General features: G+C 59.7%; 20 protein-coding genes. 7 read left to right on the forward strand and 13 right to left on the reverse strand.

Annotated features, from left to right (window positions below; all coding sequences use genetic code 11):
- Nucleotides 1-1,561 (reverse strand): hypothetical protein (locus tag ABJN75_RS00655; RefSeq protein ID WP_348435856.1); only part of this gene is annotated, 1,561 nt, incomplete at its 3' end.
- A gap of 107 nt (nucleotides 1,562-1,668) precedes the next feature.
- Between ABJN75_RS00655 and ABJN75_RS00660 the strand changes: the two genes are divergently transcribed.
- Nucleotides 1,669-2,700 (forward strand): glycosyltransferase, encoded by a 1,032-nt coding sequence (locus tag ABJN75_RS00660; protein WP_348435858.1) that lies wholly within the window; start codon nucleotides 1,669-1,671, stop codon nucleotides 2,698-2,700.
- Complete coding sequence (locus tag ABJN75_RS00665; protein WP_348435860.1) at nucleotides 2,697-3,080, forward strand: GtrA family protein; 384 nt, start codon at nucleotides 2,697-2,699, stop codon at nucleotides 3,078-3,080. Before ABJN75_RS00660 ends, ABJN75_RS00665 begins: the two co-directional genes overlap by 4 nt.
- A 5-nt stretch (nucleotides 3,081-3,085) precedes the next feature.
- Here the strand turns inward: ABJN75_RS00665 and ABJN75_RS00670 are convergent, their stop codons facing one another.
- The 9 genes from ABJN75_RS00670 to infC form a co-directional block, all read right to left on the reverse strand.
- On the reverse strand, nucleotides 3,086-4,072 hold the full coding sequence (locus tag ABJN75_RS00670) for a Gfo/Idh/MocA family oxidoreductase (RefSeq protein WP_348435862.1): 987 nt from the start codon (nucleotides 4,070-4,072) through the stop codon (nucleotides 3,086-3,088).
- A 105-nt stretch (nucleotides 4,073-4,177) separates the two neighbouring features.
- On the reverse strand, nucleotides 4,178-5,563 hold the full coding sequence (locus ABJN75_RS00675; protein WP_348435864.1) for a nicotinate phosphoribosyltransferase: 1,386 nt from the start codon (nucleotides 5,561-5,563) through the stop codon (nucleotides 4,178-4,180).
- Nucleotides 5,564-5,815: 252 nt separating this feature from the next.
- Nucleotides 5,816-6,154 (reverse strand): VOC family protein, encoded by a 339-nt coding sequence (locus ABJN75_RS00680; protein WP_348435866.1) that lies wholly within the window; start codon nucleotides 6,152-6,154, stop codon nucleotides 5,816-5,818.
- 73 nt (nucleotides 6,155-6,227) lie between these two features.
- A complete protein-coding gene (locus ABJN75_RS00685) occupies nucleotides 6,228-7,133 on the reverse strand; it encodes an IS1595 family transposase (protein WP_348435868.1) in 906 nt (301 codons plus the stop codon).
- 174 nt (nucleotides 7,134-7,307) lie between these two features.
- Entirely contained in the window at nucleotides 7,308-9,719 is a 2,412-nt protein-coding gene (pheT, locus tag ABJN75_RS00690; protein WP_348435870.1) for a phenylalanine--tRNA ligase subunit beta, read from the reverse strand.
- Nucleotides 9,720-9,732: 13 nt separating this feature from the next.
- Nucleotides 9,733-10,818: a phenylalanine--tRNA ligase subunit alpha gene (gene pheS, locus ABJN75_RS00695; protein WP_348435872.1), complete on the reverse strand. Its 1,086-nt coding sequence runs from the start codon at nucleotides 10,816-10,818 to the stop codon at nucleotides 9,733-9,735.
- Between the two features lie 149 nt (nucleotides 10,819-10,967).
- A complete protein-coding gene (gene rplT / locus ABJN75_RS00700; RefSeq protein WP_348435874.1) occupies nucleotides 10,968-11,369 on the reverse strand; it encodes a 50S ribosomal protein L20 in 402 nt (133 codons plus the stop codon).
- 37 nt (nucleotides 11,370-11,406) lie between these two features.
- The gene (gene rpmI, locus ABJN75_RS00705; RefSeq protein WP_339765414.1) at nucleotides 11,407-11,607 is read right to left on the reverse strand and encodes a 50S ribosomal protein L35; all 201 of its coding nucleotides are present in this window, start codon (nucleotides 11,605-11,607) and stop codon (nucleotides 11,407-11,409) included.
- Between the two features lie 264 nt (nucleotides 11,608-11,871).
- A complete protein-coding gene (infC, locus tag ABJN75_RS00710; RefSeq protein WP_342887479.1) occupies nucleotides 11,872-12,408 on the reverse strand; it encodes a translation initiation factor IF-3 in 537 nt (178 codons plus the stop codon).
- Between the two features lie 192 nt (nucleotides 12,409-12,600).
- Between infC and ABJN75_RS00715 the strand changes: the two genes are divergently transcribed.
- Both ABJN75_RS00715 and ABJN75_RS00720 read left to right on the forward strand, forming a co-directional pair.
- A complete protein-coding gene (locus tag ABJN75_RS00715) occupies nucleotides 12,601-13,398 on the forward strand; it encodes an alpha/beta hydrolase (protein ID WP_348435876.1) in 798 nt (265 codons plus the stop codon).
- 239 nt (nucleotides 13,399-13,637) lie between these two features.
- Nucleotides 13,638-14,204, forward strand: coding sequence for a transglutaminase-like cysteine peptidase (locus ABJN75_RS00720; protein WP_348435878.1), 567 nt, complete (start codon nucleotides 13,638-13,640; stop codon nucleotides 14,202-14,204).
- Between the two features lie 101 nt (nucleotides 14,205-14,305).
- Here the strand turns inward: ABJN75_RS00720 and ABJN75_RS00725 are convergent, their stop codons facing one another.
- The 3 genes from ABJN75_RS00725 to mbfA all read right to left on the reverse strand — a co-directional run bounded on the left by ABJN75_RS00725 (nucleotide 14,306) and on the right by mbfA (nucleotide 19,247).
- Nucleotides 14,306-15,535, reverse strand: coding sequence for an MFS transporter (locus ABJN75_RS00725; RefSeq protein ID WP_348435880.1), 1,230 nt, complete (start codon nucleotides 15,533-15,535; stop codon nucleotides 14,306-14,308).
- A gap of 457 nt (nucleotides 15,536-15,992) precedes the next feature.
- Nucleotides 15,993-17,849: a nucleoside-diphosphate sugar epimerase/dehydratase gene (locus tag ABJN75_RS00730; protein WP_348435882.1), complete on the reverse strand. Its 1,857-nt coding sequence runs from the start codon at nucleotides 17,847-17,849 to the stop codon at nucleotides 15,993-15,995.
- Nucleotides 17,850-18,263: 414 nt separating this feature from the next.
- Nucleotides 18,264-19,247, reverse strand: a complete 984-nt coding sequence (gene mbfA, locus ABJN75_RS00735; RefSeq protein WP_348435884.1) for an iron exporter MbfA — start codon at nucleotides 19,245-19,247, stop codon at nucleotides 18,264-18,266.
- 125 nt (nucleotides 19,248-19,372) lie between these two features.
- Here mbfA and ABJN75_RS00740 point away from each other — a divergent pair, with 125 nt between their 5' ends.
- The 3 genes from ABJN75_RS00740 (at nucleotide 19,373) to ABJN75_RS00750 (ending at nucleotide 22,197) form a co-directional block, all read left to right on the forward strand.
- Entirely contained in the window at nucleotides 19,373-20,209 is an 837-nt protein-coding gene (locus ABJN75_RS00740; RefSeq protein WP_348435886.1) for a YiiX/YebB-like N1pC/P60 family cysteine hydrolase, read from the forward strand.
- Nucleotides 20,210-20,569: 360 nt separating this feature from the next.
- Nucleotides 20,570-20,830: a helix-turn-helix transcriptional regulator gene (locus ABJN75_RS00745; protein ID WP_348435888.1), complete on the forward strand. Its 261-nt coding sequence runs from the start codon at nucleotides 20,570-20,572 to the stop codon at nucleotides 20,828-20,830.
- Nucleotides 20,831-20,931: 101 nt separating this feature from the next.
- Complete coding sequence (locus ABJN75_RS00750; RefSeq protein WP_348435890.1) at nucleotides 20,932-22,197, forward strand: SulP family inorganic anion transporter; 1,266 nt, start codon at nucleotides 20,932-20,934, stop codon at nucleotides 22,195-22,197.
- The last annotated feature ends 44 nt before the right edge of the window (nucleotides 22,198-22,241 follow it).

Below are 22,241 nucleotides of genomic sequence, written 5' to 3' on the forward strand. Positions count from 1 at the left end.
GAATATGAACGCCGAGGTTGGAAGGGCCGGCAACGACGCCTGCCGGCTCATGCGCCAACGGCTGCATGGCGGCGGCATTGGTGCAGACTTTCTCTTCCTGTGTCGGCAGGCTTCCCACCTCGTCACCCATCACCTTGTTGACGCCCATGGAGACGAGAACTCCCGACAGGGCCCAGACAAATGGCACGGAGGCAAAGGCGGCCCCGGCAAAAGCGAGCCCCTTGCGCAGGTTTTTCGGATCGGCATTGGAGCGCGTTCGAAATCCGGCGACCAGCGCGGCAAAGGGAATCGCCGAAAGCATGTTGGCAAACACCGCGCCGCGGACCTGAATCAGAGTGATGGCCCAGGACACCGCGATCAGCGCCAGCAGCACGCCGTGAGCATGGACATAGCGCCCCTGCAGGATGCGGCGCACGCACAGAATCATGGCCAGCAGCGGAACCAGGTAAAACCCGCCGGCGGTCCACGGCTCGGCGCGCACTTGCGAGACTATCGACTGGGCTTCGGTGACGTTGTTGAGCCACATGCTGACCAGCAGCGGATCAAGCGATGCGAGTGGATTGCCGAGACATTGCGACGCCGTCAGCAGGGCCAGACCGAAGGTGGCCGCTCCGACACCTGCCAGACCGGTCAGCCGGACAGCAAAACCGCGCGCGGACACGGTCGAGACCGCGATAAAGAACATGCCGGCGCCGACCACTCCGAGAGAATAAAATCCGGTCGACAAGGCATCGCAGGCCACCACGCCATAGCTGGACGGGGGCACAGTGATGAAAAACGCCGCCGTCAGGCTCGCCGCCATGGCGAGCGCAAAGGCGGACGCGGCCGCTTTCATGTCGTCGCCAAGCCAGAGCCATTGCACCGCAACGATGGCGGCGACAATGGCAATGTGGGGCGTGGTTTCGGCTCCGATGGCAATCGCCAGCGCCGAGGCGACGCCGGCCAGAGCATGGGCCGCCGGCGGACGACCGGGCAGGATGAGACAGGCCGCGATGGTAGCGATCAGGCCCAGTTGAATATTGTGATGGTCGATCGCGCCTGGCAGGAAGCGGTTGATCCCGAGCACGAACAGGAACGCCAGCGCCAGGCCGATGACCCGGCCGGATGCGCCGCCCAGTATGCTGCCGCCCAGGCCAAGCGCATAAAATACCGGCAGCGCGGTCAGCACCGGCCAAACGAACAGCGCAGAGGCCTCGGCAAGGACCGGGTTCATGACCAGCGAAAACAGCATGATCAAATTGGCGATCGGCAGGTCGATAAACCGCGACCAGTGCATCAAGGTGCCGCCGTCCAGACCCAGCCGGTACTGCGTGAGGTCAAACCAGCTTTGCCCGCCGAGCAGATCGCGTACCTCGACCAGACGCATGACATCGTCATTGTCGGCGCCGACATAATCGACATAGGAGCTGAAATGCATCACCGCTGTCAGGGCGATGAACAAGGCGAAGGTCAGCATGACCGGTCGGTGAAGTTCAGCCAGCGGACTTGCGTGAAGTGGGCGATGCCGGAGGGCGGCCGGTGCAAGGCCGGCATTGCCGGCGGTCGGGTTACTCTTGAACACGGGGAACTCCAACTCACACTTTCTCTCTTGCGTTCAACCTAGCCTTAACCTTCTCAAGAAATAGTAAAGCCACGGGCAAAGGCCGCCCGCAGCCAACGGGGACCCCCATGACAGACGGTATGTTCGATGACCTCGAAATCGCGGTGCTCCTGCCTTGCTACAATGAAGCGGCGACCATCGGCGATGTTGTCGCCGGCTTCCGCGCGGCGATCCCCTGCGCCAAGATCTATGTCTACGACAACAATTCGAAGGACCAGACGGCCCTGCGCGCTGCGCTTGCCGGGGCCATCGTGGTGCGCGAGCCGCGCCAGGGCAAGGGTCATGTGGTGCGCCGGATGTTTTCCGACATCGAGGCTGACATCTTTCTGATGGCCGATGGTGACGGCACCTATTCGCCGGCCGACGGTCCGGAACTTATCCGCACCCTTGTGAGCGAGCGGTGCGACATGGTTGTGGGCACCCGCCGGGGTGTCACCGACGACGCCGGCCGGCGGGGTCATGCTTTCGGCAATTCGATTTTCAATTCGTTGTACAAGTCGATCTTCGGCAATGATTTCACCGACATCTTTTCCGGCTACCGTGCCTTTTCGCGCCGTTTCGCCAAAAGCTTCCCCGCGGTCTCGGGCGGATTCGAGATCGAGACCGAGATGAGCGTGCATGCGTCCCAGCTCAAACTTCCGGTCGCCGAACTGGCGCTTGACTATGGCCGTCGCCCGGAAGGGTCGCACTCAAAGCTCTCCACCTACAAGGATGGCGCCAGGATCCTCTGGATGTTCGCCATGCTGATGAAGGAAACCCGACCGTTCACCTTTTTCAGCTATCTGAGCATTTTCACGCTTTCCGTGTCGATGATCTTCATGGTGCCTGTTCTGAACGAGTACTTCCTCACCGGACTGGTCACACGGATGCCGACCTGGATGCTGGCGATGGCGCTGATGATGATGTCGTTGATGATCTTTACAGGCGGCGTCATTCTTGATTCAGTGGCGCGGGGACGCGCCGAGCAGAAGCGTTTCCATTATATGTCGATCGCACCTGCGGGCGGCAAAGGGCGCGCCTCAACCGGACCGGGTCTGCGTGCTTCGGAACAGACCGAAATCCTGCCGCCGGCAACCGAGGGACACAAACTCGCTTCATGAAGAGAAAAATCAGTTTCTTCCTGTTCGCAGGCGCCATCGGCTTCGCGGTCGATATGGGCGTGCTGTGGCTGATGCTGTATTTCAAGCTGCTGGATCCGTTCAGCGGCCGGGTTCTGGCGATCGGCGCGGCCATGCTGTGCACCTACATGATCAACAGGACTTTCACCTTCGGACGATCGCACCGCAAAGTGGCCATCGAGGGCGCGCGCTATGGCAGCGTCGGCATCGCGTCAGCGCTGCTCAACTACGCTGTCTATTCGGGGAGCCTGATCGCGTTTTCGGGTATCTCGCCCTATCTGGCGCTGATTTTGGGATCGGGATCGGCAACGGTGTTTTCCTATCTGGGTTATGATCGCTTTGTCTTCGGCGCGAAAAAATAGGCCGCCTACACGGTCTCCCAGCCATCATGTGAGCCGGCGCGATAAACCGCATCGATGAATTTCTGGTTGAGAACCGACTGCTCCAGCGTGAACACCTCGTCGCCGCCGCCGCGCGTCTTGCGCACAAAAGTCTCGGCCTGAAGCCGGTACTGCCTAACACCGGGGAAACGGAAAACCTGTGCTTCTTCGTGTTTCTGATTGTGCAGGGTGATGGTGGCATGATCATAGTCACCGGCATTGAAAGGCGCCTTCACCTCGATGAAGCCTTCCTCGCCGTGAAACACCATGAACTGGCGCAGCGCCATCTGGGTCGAGCAGTAGAAACTCATCTCGAAATCGCCGAAATCCGCCTTGACGCTGGCATAGCGGTCGGTGCCGAATGTCGGGTCGCGCTCGACCGTCGCCTGCACCCGGAGCGGTTCGCTTCCGGTTGAGAACCGGGTCGAAACGGTCGGATACACGCCGATATCAGGCAGGCCGCCGCCGCCCAGTTGAGGCTGGTTGCGCATATTGGCGGGATCGGCGTTGAAATAGGAAAACGCGCCCTGGACATGGCGCAGGCGGCCGATGGCGCCATTGCCGATGAGCTCGCGAACCTTGCGCCATTGCGGGTGATAGGTGACCATGAAGGCTTCGCAGACCAGCACGTTTTTGGCATCGCGCGCCGCAATCAGCGGTGCGATTTCATCGGCATGAAGCGCAATCGGCTTTTCAACCAGAACATGCTTGCCGGCTTGTGTGGCCTTGATTGCCCATTCGATATGCTGCGAGGTGGGCAGCGGGATATAGACGCCATCGACCTCGCCGGAGGCCAGCAGTTCTTCATAGGAGGAAAACGCCAGCGGCGCGCCGAAGCGATCAGCCAGCGCGCGGGCGCGGTCATGATCCCGGCTGGCAATCGCCGTCACCACGCCGTTTGCGGAATCCTGCAGTTGCGGGATCACCTGTTCGCGGCCGATCTTGGCGGTGGACAATATTCCCCATCTGAACATGCTTTTTTCTCCCGATTGCTTCACGCAAGGCATCACCCGATCCTGCGGTTTCTGTGTTTTTTAGAGGCGAACCGGATTTTCGCCAATTCGCGGCCGATATGCGAGTTATCGGTTAAAGGCTGCGCGCTCGCGAATTTGTGCCAGGGTCCAGTCGACCAGCAGTTCGCCGTCGCGCCAGACCGGCTGCAGCAGGTTTTCGCGGTCCCCCAAATCCTTCAGCGCCACCGCCACCGGCTGGCCCGCCTCCATCACCACCGCCTGGCGGTAGCGTTTGGAGGCCTTGCCCGGATCGGTCTTCGGGTTCTTGTTGATACCGTGCCAGACGTCGTCATCATCCTGACGGGCATTGGCCTTCATGGCGAAACGAAGGGTGTCACGGTTGACCTTCTGCAACAGTCCCGCACCCATGCCGAAGGCGATGTTTTCAGCCGACCAGCCGCAGTCTTCCAGACGGCCGAGAATGATGCGGATGGTTTCCGGCGTCACCCCGTCACCCTGGATCACCCGGACTGCCGGATTGAGCACCTTGTAGCCCTTGGAATTGAGCGAGAAGCCAAAGATTTCGCCCAGCATCTGCACCGTGTCGACCGGCACCCGTGTGGCATCACCCGAATCGGGCCGGACAACGAGAGTGCCGCCGGAGGCTTCGACCTCGGCTTTCAGCTCTTCGCCCCAGATGTTTTTCACCGCGCGGTAGAGATCGTAGGAATCGGAGACCACCGCGACAAGCTTTCCCGGGCCGGCGAACTGGGTGAGCATGTTGCGATAGGCTTCGGTCTCGCGATCCTCGCCCCAGCTGGTCATGGTCGAATGTTCGGCGGCGGGGATAGAAAAGCCCGCCATCTGCTCATGGTAAAAACGCCGGGCATAGACCAGCGCGCTGACCGTGTCGGTTCCCATAAAGCTGACCAGATGGGCGACGCCGCCGATGCCCGCCTGTTCCAGCGAGGTGGCGCCGCGAGCGCCGAAATCGTGCAGGCGGAACGGCAGAACCTCGTCGGGCGTGTCGCAGGTGCGATCCAGCGAGGCGGAGATGATGGCGCGGACGCCGTGGGAGACCGTGGCGACGGTGGACGGATACCAGACGGCGCGCAGCAGCGAGGTTTCGATGAAGGTCGGCAGCCAGAAGAAATCCGGATCGGTGTTGCGGACCTGAACCAGCGGCGTTCCGGTGGGCGCGATCATGCCTTCGGGCAGCGCCTCGATCAACAGCGGAAAATGGCCGTCATGGCGGGTGACGATGGTCTCGAAGCCTTCGCGGTGGAACGGCAGCCCGTGCGCCGTGATCATCTCCTCGGCCTCGTCGACATCGGCCATGGTGATCTTGCGGGAGAGATAGTCTTTCAAGAACATCTGCAGGCCGAAGAACAGAACGTGGTCATGCTTGCCGCCTGGCCGCGCCTCGATATAGGCCGAGATCGCCGCGGTTTCGGGCGGGTACTGCGCGAAATGCGAATATTTGTAGCTGTCTGAATTGAGAATGAGGTTCATTGTACGCACTACGCTCCGCCGTCTGGTCCGTTGCCGCAGCATGCAACCAGCGGGGCCAATCCCGCAAGGGCACTGGATGGATAGAGTTGCCGCAAGAAGGAAATTCTGTTGATTTCATCCGAGCGCCGCTGCGAAAGCCGGCTTTTGGCTCAAGAATGAAAGGAGCGGCCCTGACAGCGAGCCGCTCCGGAAATTTTAGGGGGTGTCCGCATACCGTGTTGGCTCGAAATTCGGGCTTTCCTGATTTGGCTATTACTTTAGCTCTGCCAACACCACCGTATTGCCGTCCGGATCGCTCAATTGCGCGAACAACGCAAAATCACCGACAACAATCTGACCCACTTTCAGACCAACTCTCACCAGCCGCTCGTGCTCGGCGGCAAGGTCGCTCACTATCAATGTCATCGAACCGTGACCTGCCTCATCAGGGTTGGAAACGAGCTGAAAGCCAGCGTCTTGTCCGTGATGCCATTCCTTGAGGCCGTCCATGGGGTCGACGTCGTTGCGTCGACCAAATAGCTCCTGATACCAATCAGAACTCGACCGGATGTCAGTGCAATTCAATTGAGCGTAGATCTTGAGTAGCGTCATGCAGTGAGCTTCCCACAATGAGGCTACCAAAGCAACTTTGGGCTCGGAAGTAGACATTGCTCGGATCGAAGGCTTACGATGCGCGGACAAGCTCCGCCGGTTGCACCCCCGTTATTCGCACTTCCAACCACCGTATGTAACCGTCGAGGTTCTTCGTGGCCGGCCCGCAGAAGGGCTTGATAAACCTTTTGTAGCAGGCGTGGAGCGAATTCACGTTCTGAATGTGATAGCAGCCCGAGGCCACGCGCGTTCCAGGCTTGCTGCCGACTACGACATGCTCGAGTCCGTGCGCTGCGGCGAGGTCCTCGTAGCCATTGCCGCGGTTCGAGCAGAGCACTGCGTCGCTCGGCATCAAAGGCGCCATCGCGAGTTGTATGGTCGCGGCTCGACGATCCGGCAGCCTCTGAAATAGATGAGATCCGCCACGATCAGCTACGGTGAGAATGGGGAGCTGCCACCTCGAGAGACCCCGCATCATCTTCAGTCCCTTCGTTGTGAAATCCTCCCACCGCGGGCGCGGCGGGGGCGGAGTTTTCTTGGGATCGGCGATGTGGCGGACCCATTCGCGCGATCCCTTCCGAGACTCCCGCTGGTAGGTCTCGTCGGCCTCGATAATGCCGGCGAAGCTCATGGGCGAGCTGCTGCGAATGATGGAGAACACCAACATCCGCCAGCGCCAGACCGTATATTTATTGATCCCCAGTCGACGTGCGAGCTTGCGCACGGACAGCGGCACGGAGTTACCAAGCATGTCCTGAAGAACGACCATGAAGAGATCCGGGCGGTGAATGCGGCCGATAACTGATCCCGTCCGCCCTGAATAGGTTTTCAAACATCCCTTGCAGCGATAGCGCTGGACCTTGGTCCGCGTTCGACCCCATCTCTGGCGATCGACACCGCCGCAGAACGGGCATGTCTCGTCATTCGTCGTGCGCGCTTCGATCTCTGAGATCGCTGCCGTCTGTCGTCGCAGAGCCATAAGCTTGGCCTACGCGCCCTCAATCTGAACTGGGCTCAGATCGCTCAGTCTTGCCAAGAACCGGGAGAAGTCTCGATGTTGCATGTGCCGCGTCCCCTGCGTCAGAGAAGAGGATATTGGCTCTTTCCTGGAATCCAGAAACACGCCAACACGGTTTGCGGACACCCCCAAATTTTATCCCCTGAGCACGCCGCCCGAGGATTTTTCGACATTGGCGATCACCGCCTTGGCCAGCTTGTCGAGATCCTCGTCGGTGAGCGTACGCTCGCGCGGCTGGATGGTGATCTCGATGGCGACCGATTTCTTGCCTTCGCCCAGCGAGGCGCCTTCGAACAGATCAAAGACGTTGACGCCGGTCACCAGCGCCTTGTCGGCGCCTTGGGCTGCGCGCACCAGTGTGGCTGCGGGGACCGTGCTGTCGACCACGAAAGCAAAGTCGCGGCGCAGAGCCTGGAAGGCCGAAAGCGAGAGCACCGGCTTGGTGCGGGTGGCCTTGCGCTTGGCTTCGGGGATCGCATCGACAAACACCTCGAAGCCGCAGAGCGGGCCGGTAACATCGAGTGCATCCAGCGTGTTGGGGTGGAACTCGCCGAAATGACCGAGAACCAGCTTGGGGCCGAGTTTGATCAGGCCGGAGCGACCGGGGTGATACCAGTCCGGTCCGCCCTGCTCGACCTGGAGATTGCCCATCGGCAGACCACAGGCTTCAAGCACTGCCAAAGCATCGGCCTTGGCGTCAAACACGCCGACGGCCTTGGCGGCGCCATCCCAGTGACGTCCCGAGCCGTTGAGCCCGGCGGTGCCGCGGCGGATGCCGCCCGCGACACGGCGCTGACCTTGCGGCGTGTCGTTCTCATAGGTGCCCGAGACTTCGAACAGCGCCACATCGCCATAACCACGAGCACCATTGCGTCCCGCAGCCGCGATCAGTCCAGGCAGCAGCGAGGGGCGCATGTCCGACATGTCGGCGGCAATCGGATTGGCAAGCTTGAGCTCAGGCTTGCCACCGCCAAACAGTTTGGCCTGCTCATCGGAAATGAACGACCAGGTGACGGCTTCGAGCATACCGCGCGCGGCAAGCGCGCGCTTGGCCGACCGCGTGCGGATCTGCAACGTGGTCAGGATCCTGGTGTTGACCGCGCCGATCGACGGAAGCGGCTCGGGCTTGATGTTGTCGACGCCATGAATACGCATGACCTCCTCGACGAGATCGGCCTTGTCGTCGATGTCGGGCCGCCAGGAGGGAACCGCGACACTAACGCGTTCGCCGACGCCTGAAACCTCAAAGCCGAGACCAGTCAGGATATCCACGGACTCCTCGGTGGAAACCGTGAGGCCGGTCAGGCGATTGACCTCCGCAAACGGGAACTCGACGACCTTGCTTTCGTGGCCCTTGTAGCCCACTACCCGCGAGGCCGCAGCCGTGCCGCCGCACATCTCGAGCACCAGTTCGGTGGTGCGCTCGAGACCGGGAACCATGTATTCCGGATCGACGCCACGCTCGAAACGGTAGCGCGCATCGGTGATGATACCGTGGCTGCGACCGGTCTTGGCGATGTTGATCGGATCCCAGAGCGCGGATTCGATCAGCACATTGACAGTGTTCTCGTCGCAGCCGGAATGCTCGCCGCCCATGATGCCGCCGATGGATTCGGGGCCGTTGTCATCGGCGATGACCACGTTTGCGGGATTGAGCTTGTAAGTGCGGGTATCGAGCGCCAGGATTTCCTCGCCCTGCTGGGCGCGGCGCACCACCAGATTTCCCTTGACCTTGTCGGCATCAAAAACATGCATCGGCCGACCCTGGTCGAATGTCATGTAATTGGTGACGTCGACCAGCGCCGAAATCGGACGCAGGCCGATGGCCAGCAAACGCTTCTGCATCCATTTCGGGCTCGGGCCGTTCTTCACACCGCGGACCAGCCGCCAGGCGAAGCCCGGGCACAGGCTCTCGTCATCGAGGATGATCTTCACATTCTGCGTGGTCTCGCCCTCGACGGCAAAATCCGGCGCCTTCGGCGCTTTCAGCTTGCCCAGGCCGGAGGCCGCCAGATCACGGGCGATGCCGAAGATCGAGGTGCAGTCGGGGCGGTTCGGCGTCAGGTTGATCTCGATAACCGGATCGTCAAGACCGGCATAGGCGGCGAACGAGGTGCCCACCGGGGCGTCTTCCGGCAGGTCGATGATGCCGTCATGCTCATCGGACATGTCGAGCTCTCTTTCAGAGCACATCATGCCGTGACTTTCGACACCGCGAATGTTGCCGACAGCCAGTGTCACGTCGATGCCCGGAACATAGGTGCCGGGCTCGGCCAGCGCGCCGATCAGTCCGGCGCGGGCATTGGGCGCGCCGCAGACGATCTGCACCGGCTTGCCGTCACCCTTGTCGACCATCAACACACGCAATCTGTCGGCGCCGGGGTGCTGTTCGGCGGAAATCACCTTTGCAATGGTGAAGGGCTGGTAGGCCGCCTTGTCGTCAACATCCTCGACTTCGAGGCCGATTGCCGTCAGGCGTTCGCAGATCTGGTCCAGCGAAGCGTCGGTTTCAAGATGTTCCTTGAGCCAGGAGAGTGTGAATTTCATGGGTCTATTCTCCTTACGCGCTCAGGCCGGCGAACAATGTCGGCACATCGAGCGGGCGGAAGCCGTAATGGCTGGTCCAGCGTACATCGGCATTGAAGAAATCGCGCAAGTCCGGCATGCCGTATTTCAGCATGGCGATGCGGTCGAGCCCCATTCCCCAGGCAAAGCCCTGATACTCGTCGGGATCCAGCCCGCCGGCGCGCAGCACGTTGGGATGCATCATGCCGCAGCCCAGGATCTCCATCCAGTCGGTTCCCTCACCGAACTTGACGATCGGGCCCGAGGTGCGGTCACACTGGATGTCGACCTCGAATGAAGGCTCGGTGAAGGGAAAGAAGGACGGACGAAAGCGCATCACGACATTGTCGACTTCGAAGAAGGCCTTGCAGAATTCCTCGAGAACCCAGCGCAGATTGCCGACATTGGCGGTCTTGTCGATGACCAGACCCTCGACCTGATGGAACATCGGTGAATGGGTGGCGTCAGAGTCCTGCCGGTAGGCCTTGCCCGGAATGACGATGCGGATCGGCGGCTTTTGCGCTTCCATGGTACGGATCTGCACCGGCGAGGTGTGGGTGCGCAGCACCTTGCGATCCCCGTTTTCATCCGGCTGCAGGAAGAAGGTGTCGTGCATCTCGCGTGCCGGATGGCCGTCGGGGAAGTTGAGCGCGGTGAAATTGTAATAATCGGTCTCGATATCCGGCCCTTCGGCAATTGCGAAGCCCATGTCGGCGAAAATCGCGGTGATTTCATCGACGATCTGGCTGATCGGATGAATGCGGCCACGTTCGGCCGGTGACGAACGCACAGGCAGGCTGACATCGACGGTTTCTCGCGCCAGCCGCTCGGTGATGGCGGCATCCCGAAGCTCGATCTTGCGGGCGGCGATGGCGTCAGCGACGCGGGTCTTGAGACCGTTGAGCGCAGGACCAGCTTCCTGACGTTCCTCGGCCGACATCTTGCCAAGGCCCTTGAGCAGGTCGGACACCGAACCCTTCTTGCCCAGCGCCGACACCCGGACGGCCTCGATTGCCGCCTCATCCGCGCTTGCCGCGATGTCGTCCATGATGGAGGTCTCAAGTGTCTGGTACTGGTTCATGGTCTTTGACTGTCCGTATCTGGCTGGGCCGATCACCGCAGGACCGCGCCCGGTGTACTCTGACCCTTGAAAACGACAAATCCCGCGCCAGCCCTGCCAGCGCGGGATCCCAAATGATCAATATAGAAGATGCCTTGGGAAACGCTGGCTTAGTGGACAGCGCTTTCAAATTCGTTCGGCGTGGCATCCTTGAGGTATTCGAGCGCCTTCTTGGAAGAGGCGACCAGAACACCAAAGGCTTCCGCATCATGGATCGCCATGTCGGAGAGAACCTTGCGGTCGACTTCGATGCCCGACTTGGCCAGGCCGTCAATGAAGCGGCCATAAGTCAGACCGTGCTCGCGGACAGCGGCGTTGATGCGCTGGATCCAGAGTGCGCGGAAATTCCGCTTGCGGACCTTGCGGTCACGGTAGGCATACTGCATCGACTTGTCGACGGCAGCCTTGGCTGCGCGGATGGTATTCTTGCGGCGTCCGTAAAAGCCCTTGGCCTTCTTCAGAACCTTCTTGTGCTTTGCGTGGGCGGTTACGCCCCGTTTTACACGTGCCATATCATGATCTCCTTAAATTCGGTGGTCCCGGCTCTGCTTACAGGCCGTTGGGAAGAAACTTCTTGACGATCTTGGCGTCAGGCTCGGAAAGAACCATGGTGCCGCGTGCGTCGCGAATGAACTTGTTGGACCGTTTGATCATGCCATGACGTTTGCCGGCGGCTGCAGCCATAACCTTGCCGCTTGCAGTGATCTTGAACCGCTTCTTGGCAGACGATTTCGTCTTCATCTTGGGCATTTCGCTACTCCTTGTCAGGCCTTCTGGACGCCTTGCTGGCGACACGCAGCCATCTTCTTGTTGGGTGAGAGGCAAAGGGCGAAGACCCCATTTGCATCAAGCGTTGAAAACCGCCTCGGCATGCCCTGCCGGCCGGTTTGAACGCGCGCCTTATAGCCGTAGCCGGATAAAAGCGCAACGGGCGTTCGGCTGAATCAGCCTCACGAATAGAAAAAACCGGTCCTGGCATTCGCAGGACCGGTTCACATCAGTCAAACAAGGGCGCTATTTCGGCGCAAGAACCATCATCATCTGACGGCCCTCGAGCTTCGGTTCAGCCTCGACCTTGGCGATCTCGACGGTATCGTCCTTGACTTTCTGGAGCAATTTCATGCCCAGCTCCATATGCGCCATCTCACGACCGCGGAACCGCAGCGTGACCTTGACCTTGTCGCCTTCGTCAAAAAACCTGTTCATGGCGCGCATCTTCACGTCATAATCATGCGTGTCGATGTTGGGGCGCATCTTGATTTCCTTGACCTCAACGGTCTTCTGCTTCTTGCGCGCTTCAGAGGCTTTTTTCTGCGACGCGTATTTCAGCTTGCCGAGGTCGACGATCTTGCACACCGGCACATCGCCGGCAGAGTTGATCTCGACGAGATCGAGGCCAACCTCTTCGGCCATGGCCAACGCCTGCTCGGTCGGCACAACGCCATGGTTCTGGCCTTCTGAATCAATGAGCTGGACCGTCGGGGTCCGAATATTCTGGTTTGCGCGGGGGCCTTCGTTGGCTGTTGGCGGCGCTCTGAATGGTCTGCGAATGGTTTTGGTCTCCTGATTAACTCGTCCAATTCCGCCTGTTGCGGCATGCGAGCAAGTGGTCTCGCGCGCAATGTCGTCATGGGCAGGCCGGTGTCAATAGCATGGCTTTGCGAAAAAATCACCACACCGACGTTCGAGCGCCCACGAATCTTGTAAAACAGTCACAATGAGCAAAACAGGAGAGCCAGAAACATGACCGAACCGGACGCAAGCAAGCTGGATGTAGGCAAGGACAATGATGTGCGTTCGATCGCAGTGCTGATGCGCAAGGCGAACCAAGCGGGCGCCGGGCTGCCGGGGGTGGTCTGGCTCGGCGGCTACCGCTCGGACATGAGCGGGTCAAAGGCGGAAGCCCTGTGCCGGCAGGCCGGAACCAGGGGGCAGGCCTGCCTGCGTTTCGATTACTCCGGGCACGGCGCATCAGGCGGCAGTTTCCGCGAGGGGACGATTTCACGATGGTTGGAAGAGAGCCTGGCAGTGTTCGACCACTATACGGATGGCCCGCAGATTCTGGTCGGTTCCTCCATGGGCGGGTGGATCGCGTTGCGGATGGTACAGACACTCAGAGCGCGAGGTGTTGGCAACCGGGTCGCCGGGCTGGTGCTGATCGCGCCGGCGCCCGATTTCACCCTGGAACTGATGGAGCCGGAGCTCACGGATGCGCAGCGACAGGCGCTTGAGAGCAACGGTTTCTATGAAGAGCCGACGCCTTACGGCCCCGATCCGAATGTCTTTACCAAGGCCTTGTTCGACGATGGCCGCAAAAACCGGGTCCTGGACGGCCTGATCGACACCGGGGCTCCGGTTCACATCATCCAGGGCATGGCCGATCCGGATGTGCCGTGGCGTCATGCGTTGCGGCTTGTCGAACATCTGCCATCCGACAACGTCACCCTGACCCTTATCCGCGACGGCGACCACCGGCTGTCCCGCGACCAGGACATCGCCCGTATTCTCGCCGCGGTCGAGACAATGTCCGCCGAGGCCTGAGCTCAGGGACATCGGCACCACGGCCCGCAAACCGCTGTTGGCCCGGATCAATCCGGCAAGCAGCACTGTGGGGTGTGATGAAAATGCCCCGGCCGGTAACCATGTCTCCAGAACGCCGCACCGCGCGATTGACTCTGTGCGCCATCCATTCTTAACTCTTTGTTAAGTATTTCTGGATGGCGTGGGGTAGACCGGCAATGTTTTGCGGACCGGGACTGACAAAGCGAATGATGATCGCCATGATTGCGTCAATCGCAATCCCGTCCGGAGGCATGGCTTCAGGTCTGTCGATGCAGACCGGTCGGATTACATCGCAGCCCATCGGCCATTATGAATTCTGCAAGCAATTCGCGTCCGAGTGCAAACCGGTCAAGGGATCGGGTGCCGCACCGAAGGTGACAGATTACGGCTGGGACGTGATCAGGGAGATCAACCGGGCAGTCAATCTCTCGGTGATGCCGAAGACCGATCTCGAATTGTTCGGCAAGGAAGAGGTCTGGGCCTATCCCGAGATTGCAGGCGACTGCGAGGATTACGTGCTGCTCAAGCGGCACATGCTGATCGAGCGCGGGTTTTCACCGGCCGACACACTGATCACGGTTGTGCGCAAGCCGGACGGCGAAGGCCATGCGGTGCTGACGGTGAGGACCTCGGAAGGTGATTTCGTGCTCGACAATCTCGTCGATGAAATCAAGAACTGGCGGGAAACGCCCTACAGCTATCTCAAGCGGCAGGCGTCGAACAATTCCGGCCGATGGGTCACCATCGAGAACGGCTCCGATGTTCTGGTTGGCGCGCTGAAATAGCTCTGCAAAACCTGGCAGGCGGCAAAGGCGGCGGATCTCGAAACCGCAACCTGATGTGACCGGATCTACCAGCATGTCTCCAAAAGCGCAGAAGGCATGGATCAGGCTATGGACAGGCCTGCTGCAGAGGCTCGTTTTTCGAGGCGGCACAGAGCCCAGGATGCCCAGACAGCGATCAATGCCATCAGCACAAGCAGAGCGAATGTGGCACCGATGCCGGTATGGGCGATGACCAATGCCGTACAGACTGGCGCACCGGCCATGGCAAACAGCCTGATTGTCGCAAGATTGCCGGTCAGAGCGCCATAGCCATCGGTGCCAAACAACCGGGCCGGCAAGATGGCGCGGGCGATGAAATTCAAGCCCTGACCGATGCCGAAGCTGATCGCGAAAACGATCACGATCCAATCGCCGTCCAGCCGCAACGCGGCCACAAGGCAACCGATGCCCAGGAGCAACGCCGTGCTTGAGATGAGGCCGACGATCGAGGACGCGACACGCTCTCCGGTTAACATCTCGATCACTCTGGCAGCAACCTGCATCGGTCCGATCATCGCTCCGGCCAATGCCGCGAGTGCCGCCGGCCTGCCCATTTCATCAAGGATAAGGAAAAACGAGGTGTGCACGGCGGACATCAAAAAACTGCTGCCGGCAAAGGCGACGGCCATCAGCAGGAACGCAGCCGCACGCTGCCGGCCTGGCTGCAGCAACCCCGGGTCCCGAATTGAGGGTGCGCGCATTGCGGGATCAGGCCCGGGCCTTGGTCTGGCCGGAACCAGCGCGTGGATCGGCAGGGCTACGAGAAGGTTGATCGCCGCCAGAACCAGGCAGACACCGCGCCAGTCGATGTAGCCCAGCAACCAGTGGATCAGAGGCCAAAACACCGTGGAGGCAAAGCCTGCAACCAGCGTGACATGGGCAATGGGACGTCGCGCATAGCGTCCATGAATGGCGGTGAGCGCAGCAAAACCGGTTTCGTACTGAACCATGCGGGCCGCACATTCGATCAACAACATGGCGACGACAAAGCCGGTCATGGACTGGACCTGCGACAGATTGTAGAGCGTTGTGGCCGCAAGACAGGATCCAACGACCATCACCGGCCGGGCGCCGAAGCGATCCATCGCGCGGCCGACCAGCGATGCGGTGACGGCGCTGCTCAACAGGGCGACCGAAAACACTCCGAAGACGAAGCTGTTGCTCCAGCCCTGCGCCTTCGCGATCTCAGGTCCGATGATGGCGAACGGATAATAGAGCGTACCGTATCCGACGGTCATGGATACGCCAATCAGCAGCGTCAGCGGTTCGATGCGGCGCAATCGCTGGGTCACGCTTGAGGCCCGGGATTAGGCACGGCCTCGACCCAGCTCATAGAGCCTCCGGCATACTCCGACTCCGGCAAGATTGCCGTTCCACGGCACAGATGGGCCAACGCCCCGATAGCCGGGAGCACGTCCTGTTGCATCTCTTCACCCTCGATCTGCAATCCGAAACAGGTTATGGCGAATTGCCTTCAGGCCTGAACCGGAATGCGATGCCGCTCGTTCAGCAAAGTGCTGATTTCGAACACGCTTTCCGACGGGCATGGTCCATTGCGAATGGAAATCACTTTATTGCCAGGGAGACAAGGCCGAACGGTCAAATCTCGCGCGCTTCCACATCCTGGTTGCATCTCTCGACAGGGCGTTGCGAAAGCCAAGATCGGGTCTTTTGCTCACCTCGCAGCCAGTCAAGTTGTTTCAGGCGGCAACCCGATTGGCAGGCAACGCATATGCTTGAGCCACTGAATCAGTCCTGCAGCGGCTCGACAGGCTTGCCCTGGCCGGTCGCCTGAGCAAGCAGGTCCATCAGTTTGTCCTGATCCTGATCAGTGATTGCGAGATCCAGTTCACGGTACAGCTGTTCCAGATCCAGGTTCTCGGGCGGAGGCTCGACCGCCACTGATATTTTCGGATGTTTGGTCTGGTGAGGTGGCTCCACGGATTCGAGCAACACCTCGTGGAGCTTCTCGCCCGGACGCAAGCCAATTGCCTTGATGGCGATGTCGCCCTCCGGATTGGCGTCGTCGCACAGCGTGAGATTGGACAACTCGATCAATTTGATCGCCAAATCCATGATCCGAACCGGCTGCCCCATGTCGAGAATGAATATTCTTCCGCGATCTTCCAGCTCCATGTTCTCCGGTCGCGCCAGGCTGCTGGCCTGGATGACAAGTTGTGCGGCCTCCGCGATGGACATGAAGTAGCGGGTGACATCCGGATCAGTAATCGTGATGGGCCCGCCGCTGCGGATCTGCCGGCGAAACAGCGGAACAACCGAACCACTGGAGCCGAGCACATTGCCAAACCGGACGGCACAGAATGTCTTCTCGGGCTTGAGCTGCCTCGCCCGCACGGCAAAGTCCTGCACAATCAGCTCGGCGATCCGCTTTGACGCGCCCATCACGCTCGTTGAACACACGGCCTTGTCGGTGGAAATCAGAACCAGAGCCTCGGCGTCCGTATCATAGACGGCTGATGCAATGGAGAGCGTTCCCAGCGCATTGTTTCTCACGCCTTCAAAGCAGTTGGCTTGAACCAGCGGGACATGCTTGTAGGCAGCCGCATGGAAAACGGTCTGGACCTTGTGTTCGCGGATGACGCGGCGCACCAGCAAGCCGTCATTGACCGACCCAAGGACCGGAACGATTTCTGCTCCGGCCTGAAGTTCAAGCTCCTCTTTGATCTGGTAGAGGGCGAACTCGCTCGTCTCCATCAAGACCAGCTTGGCCGCGCCCAAAGACGCCGCCTGACGGCACAGTTCGGAACCGATTGTGCCGCCGCCACCTGTGACCATGACGACTTTGCCGGTGGTATTGGCTTCCATCAGCCGCTTGTCCGGCGTGACGATCTCCCTGCCCAGCAAATCCCCGATCTCGACTTCCCGGATCATGTTGACGGCATGCTTGCCGTCGGCAATATCGGCAAATGCCGGCAGGATCCGAACCTTGACCCCCAGTTTGCGCAAAGCTTCGACGACATCGACGCGCTTGGTGTTGCTGGCGGTTCGGAGCGTGACGATGGCGTCCTTGATATCGTAGCGCTTGATAAGATCAGGCACATCACTGGCAGGATACACCGCGTCGCCCCCCATCAAACTGCCGTGCAGATTGGGATCATCGACCACATGCAGGATCGAGAGCCGGGGATTGTCGCTTTTCAAGGAGGCGGCGATCTGCCGGGCGGCTTCGCCGGCGCCATAGATGATGATGTGGCGCTGGGGACGGGGAGAATCCGTGTGCCGCAAAAGGAACCAGCGCGCCACAAACCGCGAACTGATCACCATGATGAGTGTCAGCAGCCAGAACATCACCAGGACCGAGCGCGGCACCCCTTCCGCGCCATAGGCCCGGATCATGAAAGCCAGCAATCCCCACAACAGGGCTGTGAGACCAACTGCCTTGAACGCTGACCATATCGCATGCTCGCCGACATAGCGGATCAAGGACCGATACAGGCCAAAACCATAGAAAAGCGGAATGGCAATCACCGGGCCGGCAAGGATCATCGTAAGCTGCGGATAATTGGGCTCATAGATCGCATTGAAGCGGATGCTGTAGGCAAGCCAGATTGCAAGCATAACGATAAAGCTGTCCGCCAACATCATGGTAATCTGCTTTGTCCGTCTCTTGCGGGCCAGCAGCCAAACTACCAGATTATACACCATCGTTACGCTTCCATGCCCATCGTTATCAGCCGATGTCTGGTTCCGGCCAATTCAAGTGGGCACATATCTTCCACGAAGCCATCAATTGCAATAGTCCCGCTGAGCCGCAAGGAGTCAACCGGGCCGTTTTGTCATATCAGGCTTAATGCCGTGAACTTCACGATCACCCAGCAATCACGGCCGGCATTGGTCGCGGGGCCAGACGATGCGCGCAGCATCACCGGAACTTAGCAGTGCGCAACATCACCTGGAGCGGCTGGGCTGTACTTCACTGCGAACCTGCCCCTTGCACCTTTGCTTGGTTCAAACCGCAGGATAATGCCTGCGTGCCGCAATCAAACGAGGAGGCTTGCATCAGGCGTTGCCAATCAGAAGACCGGCTGCAAACACCAGCGCTCCGCCCAGAACCACCTGGAAGATCGCCCGGCTCCAGGGCGTGTCCATCCAGTGGTTCTGGATCCAGGCGATGGCCCAGAGCTCGACAAACACGACGCCGATGGCAACTGTTGTGGCGATGGTGAAATCGGGTATCAGATAGGGCAGAGCATGACCGAGGCCACCGATCGCGGTCATGATTCCGGACGCAAGGCCACGCTTGACCGGGGATCCCCGGCCGGAAATGACCCCGTCATCATGGGCAGCTTCGGTAAAGCCCATCGAAATCCCGGCACCGACAGACGCAGACAGTCCAACCAGAAACGTCGTCCAGGTATCACCGGTGGCAAATGCGGTGGCAAAAATCGGCGCCAGCGTCGACACGGAACCATCCATCAGGCCGGCCAATCCGGGCTGAACATAGGTCAGGATGAATTTGCGGCGGTGGGTTTCCGCCTCCTCTTGCTTGACGTCTTCGGGCGTGTGTTCGAGACCCAGACGGCGGGCCAGCGATTCATGTGCCTTTTCTGCCAGCGCCAGGTCGCCAAGCAGTTTTCGGGTATCTGCATCGGAGGTGCGCTGCGCCGCGGCCAGATAAAAGGCATGCGCCTGGGCTTCCATATCCTCGGCGGTCTGACGGATCAGATCAACAGACTGGTTCTTGACCAGCCAATCGGGCTTTCGCTCGTAATAGCCACGGACATGTTCGCGGCGAATGAGCGGGATACGGTCGCCGAACCGGGCCTTGTGGCGCTCAATCAGACGAGCGCGATGCACGCCCTCCTCGGCCGCCATTTCCTCGAATACCTTGGCGGACTGCGGATAATTATCCCTGAGATGATCGGCATAGGCGAGGTAGATCCGCGCGTCGTCCTCTTCCGAGGAAATGGCGAGCGCAAGAATTTCCTGCTCGCTCAGCGAATCAAATGGTCGACGGCTGAAGCCGATAAGACGGGACAACATGGGGAGATCCTTCAATTAGAATGGTTCTAAACTATTTCGACGCCCTCCCATTTTCAAGTCGCTAAAACGGAAAGTTGAAGATTGCCGGGTTGATCCCGGAGCGCACTCGGGTCAAGTGTTGCCTCATGACAGAAGCACGGGACATGACCGACACCTTGCTCGACCGCCTTGGGCGGTTCCTGGCCCGAAGACTGCATTCGGCCAATCGCGGCTACGAGCCCTACACCCCGTCTGATCCCGAGACGCTGTCGCGCACGCTTCGGCCAGGTGATATTCTCCTGGTGGAGGGAAACCAGAAGATATCGGCAGCGATCAAATATCTCACCCAGTCGACCTGGTCTCATGCAGCGCTTTATGTCGGCGATGAGCTGAAGCCCGACGATGCAAATGATGAAGAGTTCCCGCAGCTCATTGAGGTCAATCTGGGGGAAGGCTGCGTTGCGGTACCACTGTCCAAATACACCCGCTTCAACACACGCATCTGCCGTCCTGCCGGCCTGACACCGGAAGATCGCGCCGCAGTCGTGTCCTATATGGTCGACAGACTCGGCGTCCGCTACGACATGAAGAACATTTTCGACATGCTGCGTTATTTCTTTCCAACGCCGCCGGTTCCCGTGCGCTGGCGACGGCGCATGCTTGCCTTCGGGTCGGGGGACCCGACCCGGGCGATCTGCTCGACCATGATTGCCCAAGCCTACCAGTCGATACAATACCCGATCCTTCCGGAGGTGACGCGCGCACCAGGCCGGCCGCGTGCAGATTCGGATTATTCACGCCGGGAGATCCTGCATATCAGGCACTACTCCCTGTTCGCGCCACGCGATTTCGACCTGTCTCCCTATTTCCGCATCGTCAAGCCGACGCTCGAATATGGATTTGACTACAAGCGGATCGAATGGGGTCCGCCGAAGCTGCCCCAAACCAGCGACAACCAACCGGTTCCCTCGTCAACCGACTAGGACGCGAGAGAGGCAGCGGGAAATTGGATTATGCCGCGCCATACACTCAACCGAGGGGCGAAAACTCGCTTCAACAGATCACCATACTCCGGGTACGGCTCCACTGGATTGCTCCCGTGTCTCGCTGATCAAACACGGCCGCGACACAAGAGTGCTCGCCTTATCCGATCTGCAAGATTACTGATCCGGCGCCCGCGATGATCCGCTTTGCACGCTCAAGCCGATTGCGCCTTGCTCACTCCTTTAAGCTGCAAGGGCAAGGTCGCATATGCAAAGGCAAAACGTTACTATTGATGTTTGACACATCAATATATGCGTTCTATACGTTCATATTAAATTTTTAGGCAACAGAGCTGAGTCATGATCACCGCTTCACAGCTGCGCGCCGCCCGGGCGCTTCTTGGAATAGACCAAAAAACCCTTGCCGCGATGGCCGGGGTGTCGCTGCCAACTGTTCAACGGATGGAAGCCAGTGACGGCAATGTCCGGGGCATCATCGACACCCTTACCAAGGTGGCTGAGGCGCTCGACAAGGCGGGCATCGAACTGATCGGGGACAATGCAAGCAGCACCGCCGGCGGCCGCGGGGTCAGACTGAAAGACCCGACACCTTCATCCTGAATGCAACACTGAACCTCACTCAAGTCGCGACGGCGCCCGCCGACAGCCCTGCCGACGATCACGCCGCTGAAATCTGGCAATTTTAGCAATGGGTTTTCGACATGCGTCAACCAAAAATACTCACCACACTTCATACCTACAGCTGGCAACTTTTTGTCAGTGACCTGCTCGCCGGGGCAACGGTTGCCATGGTTGCGCTGCCACTGAGCCTCGCCATCGCCATCGCGTCCGGAGCTGATCCGGACAAGGGGATTGTCACCGCCATTATCGGCGGCTTTCTGATTTCCCTGTTTGGTGGCAGCCGGGTTCAGATAGGCGGCCCGACAGGGGCCTTCATTGTTGTCGTGTTCTCCGTGATCGCTCAATACGGTTATGACGGCCTTGTTCTGGCAACTTTCATTGCGGGCATTATCCTGCTTGTAGGCGGTTATTTCCGGGCCGGAAATCTTATCGCTTTTGTTCCAGAGGCCGTGGTCAATGGCTTCACCATTGGAATTGGCATCATTATCGCCACGAGCCAGCTCAAAGACTTCCTCGGCCTGGCCGTTGACAAGGAGCCTGCCGATTTCCTGGAAAAAATTCCAGTGCTGTGGGAGTCACTGGACACGTTCAGCCTTGCGACTTTTTCCATCGCGGTTGTCACGCTCATCCTGATTGTATTTCTTCGGCGTGTCGCACCCCGATTTCCCGGTCTCATCGTGGCCGTCGGGGTCGGTTCTGCCCTCGTGGCCTTGATGTCGCTCCCGGTCGATACGCTTGGCTCGCGGTTTGGTGAACTTCCAAGCCAGATGCCGTGGCCGCAACTGCCTGATCTTTCCCCCTCGCGCATGATCGAGCTGCTTCCGTCCGCTTTCATTATTGCCTTTCTGGCAGGAGTTGAATCGCTTCTCTCAGCCATGGTCGCCGACAAGATGATCGAAGGACAGCACAGGCCAAATGCCGAATTGACGGCTCAAGGCATCGCCAATATCGGCTCAGCACTGTTCACCGGTCTTCCTGCCACCGGCGCGATTGCGCGCACCGCGACCAACATCAAGGCCGGTGGCAAGACGCCTGTGGCAGGACTTGTCCATGCCGCTGTCATTTTGCTGGTGATGATATTTGCCGCGCCGCTGGCAAGCTATCTGGCGATGCCGGCACTTGCCGCACTTCTCATCGTCACGGCATGGAACATGACCGAACCCCACAAATGGCGCGAATACGCGCGTGGCAGGAAAAGCGACGTCATGCTTCTGCTTCTCACACTGGTCCTGACCGTTCTTGTCGATTTGACTGTAGCCATCGGCGCTGGCGTATCAATTGGCCTGGCTCTGCGTTTGAGCCGGCGCAAGGCGGTGGAGACCGACTGGACACCGCCTGACAGGTAAGCAGGCAATGGCCAACGACATCGGCGCCGCGCGACTTTTGCAGG

Origin of the sequence: Hoeflea sp., assembly GCF_039975035.1 — a bacterium.
Classification (GTDB): Bacteria; Pseudomonadota; Alphaproteobacteria; order Rhizobiales; family Rhizobiaceae; genus Hoeflea.